This is a genomic window from Marinobacterium ramblicola, assembly GCF_019084545.1.
Lineage (GTDB): Bacteria > Pseudomonadota > Gammaproteobacteria > Pseudomonadales > Balneatricaceae > Marinobacterium_D > Marinobacterium_D ramblicola.
Map to the genome: position 1 here is coordinate 1 of NZ_JAHREP010000060.1, position 1,776 is coordinate 1,776.

The 1,776-nt window shown below is 57.3% G+C and carries 2 protein-coding genes and 2 tRNA genes; 1 reads left to right on the top strand and 3 read right to left on the bottom strand.

The window, feature by feature from the left end:
• The coding region (locus KQ940_RS22565; RefSeq protein WP_217416905.1) for a 4Fe-4S dicluster domain-containing protein at nt 1-144 on the top strand (144 nt) is incomplete at its 5' end.
• A gap of 135 nt (nt 145-279) precedes the next feature.
• Here the strand turns inward: KQ940_RS22565 and KQ940_RS22570 are convergent.
• The 3 genes from KQ940_RS22570 to KQ940_RS22580 form a co-directional block, all read right to left on the bottom strand.
• Entirely contained in the window at nt 280-1,536 is a 1,257-nt protein-coding gene (locus KQ940_RS22570) for a glycosyltransferase (protein ID WP_217416904.1), read from the bottom strand.
• Between the two features lie 66 nt (nt 1,537-1,602).
• Nucleotides 1,603-1,679 (bottom strand) — tRNA-Pro (locus KQ940_RS22575).
• A gap of 20 nt (nt 1,680-1,699) precedes the next feature.
• A tRNA-Asn gene (locus KQ940_RS22580) sits at nt 1,700-1,775 on the bottom strand.
• Between the last annotated feature and the right edge of the window lies 1 nt (nt 1,776).

A 1,776-nucleotide genomic window follows, 5' to 3' on the forward strand; every position in this document is an offset into this window, starting at 1 on the left:
GTGGAGGATGCCGAGGGTCCGCGCTTTCAGATCAACGCGCAGAACTGCGTGCACTGCAAAACCTGCGATATCAAGGATCCGGCGCAGAACATCACCTGGGTGGTGCCGGAGGGCGGTGGTGGGCCGAACTATCCCAATATGTAAGCCTGCTTGAAAAGTATGGAGGGGCACTGAGAAAAAGTCGTTCTCTATCTCAAAGGCCTGGATGTCAAAAAAGCGGAACCTTGGATAAATCGGGCTCCGCTTTTTGTTTGGGGCCCGCTATCTCGCCAGATCTGTCTATTGCTTATCCTGAGGTTTACGGTTCTTGGCCTCTATCCACTGCGCCATATACTGCGTGCTCTTCATGCTGTGGTGTCTGAGCATGGCGCCGGTGAAGTTGGCCATCCGGTGGCTGTCCAATTCGCGTCTGAGCAGCTGTAGGCGCTCAATCAAGGTGCTGGCATGCAGGTCAAAGTCAAAGCGTTGGTTGTGCAGCGCAAAGCCTTGTTTCTGGTAATCAAGCCACTGCTGTGATTCGGTATAGAGAGCCACGGCCAGGTCGGCGAACTGCTCGGGATCATCCGTGACAGGTTGTGGCCAGGCGTGTTCTCCAGCCATCCCTTCCGCCCCTACCGAGGTAGTGACCGAGGGTGTGCCGCAGGCAAGCGCATCGACCAGCTTTCCCTTGAGTCCGGCACCAAAACGCAGCGGGGCCAGGTTGATGCGAGCTTGCTGCATCACCTGATTCACATCCTCCGCCCAGCCCTTGATCAGGAAGCCCTGCCTGGGATTGTGTAGCTGAGTAGCTTTGGGAGGCGGGTAGGCGCCATAGATATGCAGTTCGGCTTCCGGCAGTCGCGCGCGGATCAATGGCCAGATCGCCTGCCTTAACCAGAGCACGGCATCCCAGTTGGGCGCATGGCGGAAGTTGCCGATGACGATGAAATGCTCACGCTGGTCGAAAGAGGGGAGTCGTGTCTGCTGCTCTGCGGAAACCGTCGGTTGCATGAACGGGCTCTCCAGCAGCAGAGCCGGGTCAACCTTGAAAACATTGCTGAGAATATCGATCTCGGCCCTGGAGATCATCAGTGTCAGATCACTGCGCAGGATCGCGGCGACTTCACGCTTGGCGTGCTCAGAAAACAGCAGCTCGGTCGGAAGATCCAGCTGGACCTGTCCGCTCTGTTTGCAGGCTTGGTGGCGGGCATGACGCAAGCAGGAGAGGTCCTCGGTATCGAGCAGGCGGATCGCCTGGGGACAGTGTTTTTCCACCCGCCAGCCAAACTGTTCCTCCATCATGAAGCGATCGAACATCACCAGGTCGGGTTGCAGCTCGCCGATGAAGGCATCGAAGCTGGAGCAGTTAAGGGCGATGTTGACTTCGTGGATACCGCGGGCGGGCAGATCGGCGCGGTGGATACTCTTCTCGGCGGGGCTGGCAAAGGTGACCTGCCAGTTCTGGCGGCGAAAGGCATCGAGCAGGGCAAGCATGCGGTAACCGGCGGCGCTGGACGCGGGTTCAGGCCAGACATAGCCGATAACAAGGACGTTCATGCTGAATCAACCAACCCGGATGAGAATGTGTAAATCAAATGGGTGGTTCAGGAAGGATAGAGAGAGTGGTCGGAGCAGAGGGATTCGAACCCCCGACCCTCTGGTCCCAAACCAGATGCGCTACCAGACTGCGCTATGCTCCGACACTTTAACTATATCAGGATGGCTCCTCGAGCTGGACTCGAACCAGCGACCAATAGATTAACAGTCTACTGCTCTACCAACTGAGCTATCGAGGAA

What these genes read in the sequence shown, in the direction of transcription:
- KQ940_RS22570 (WP_217416904.1), bottom strand. Translation starts at nt 1,536, where the DNA reads ATGAACGTCCTTGTTATCGGCTATGTCTGGCCTGAACCCGCGTCCAGC.